At 64.2% G+C, this 1,221-nt stretch carries 1 protein-coding gene; it reads right to left on the minus strand.

The window, feature by feature from the left end:
- Nucleotides 1–1,221 (minus strand): putative Ig domain-containing protein (locus AAAB35_RS00090; protein ID WP_340666219.1); only part of this gene is annotated, 1,221 nt, incomplete at both ends.

Here is a 1,221-nt window from a genome sequence, read left to right on the forward strand (position 1 = left end):
GCCTGGAACTTGACGCCGAGCTCGAGTTGCTGGCCATCGTTGAGGTTCGTCTGCGCCGGTGTGCTGGTGGCACTGAACAGGCTGTAGGTTGTGGGGGCGGCGGCCGTATTGATGCTGAAAGTCTCGCTGGTGGCGAGGCCGGCAATGTCGGTTGCCGTCACCTTGATGTCTGACGTGCCTGATGTCGTCGGCGTACCGCTGAAGGTGCGCGTCGAGGCATTGAAGCTCAGCCAGCCGGGAAGAGCCGTGCCGTCGGCAGATGTTGCCGTGTAGGTCAGCGTTTCGCCGCTGTCGACATCGGTGAAGGTGCCGGCCGGCAGCACGAAGGAGAAGGCGGTGCCGGCCGTGGCATTCTGGGTGGCGGTCTGGGCCGCCAGAACCGGCGCGTCGTCGGCACCGTGGATGGTGATCGTCAGCGAGGCCGTGGCGGTGGCGCCTGCGGCGTCACGCATGGTGTAGCTGAAGACCTCGCTCAGCGTGTTGGTCGATTGCCGCAGCGCCTGTACCGCGGAGTTGGTCTCGTTGATCGTATAGCTATAGGCGCCCGTCGCATCGATGAGCAGGCTGCCATAGGTGCCGGTAAGTGCGGTGCCGAGCGTGCCTGTTGTCGCGCCGAAGCTGACCGCCGTGACGGTCTTGGTGTCGTTTTGATCCGGATCGGTGTCGTTAGCAAGCACGTTGCCGCTGGCGACAGAACCACCCGAGCCATTGGCAATGCCGCCCTTCTCGGTCGCATCGCCAGCATCGGCAACCGCCGTCGGCGTCGTGTTGCCCGCTATCGTCGTGGTAATATTGAAGGTCTCGCTGGTGGCGAGGCCGGCAATGTCGGTTGCCGTCACCTTGATGCCTGACGTGCCTGTCGTTGTTGGCGTACCGCTGAAGGTCTGCGTCGCGGCATTGAAGCTCAGCCAGGTGGGAAGAACCGAGCCGTCGGCAGAGGTTGCCGTGTAGGTGAGCGTTTCGCCGCTGTCGACATCGGTGAAAGTGCCGGCCGGTAACGCGAACGAAAAGGCGGTATTGACCGTGGCATTCTGGGTGGCGGTCTGGGCCGCCAGAACAGGGGCGTCGTCGGCGCCGTGGATGGTGATCGTCAGCGCGGCCGTGGCGGTGGCGCCGGCGGCATCACGCATGGTGTAGCTGAAGATCTCGCTCAGCGTGTTGGTCGACAGCCGCAGCGCCTGCACCGCAGAGTTGGCCTCGTTGATCGTATAGGTATAGGCG

Source organism: Phyllobacterium sp. (assembly GCF_037994425.1).
Taxonomy (GTDB): domain Bacteria; phylum Pseudomonadota; class Alphaproteobacteria; order Rhizobiales; family Rhizobiaceae; genus Phyllobacterium.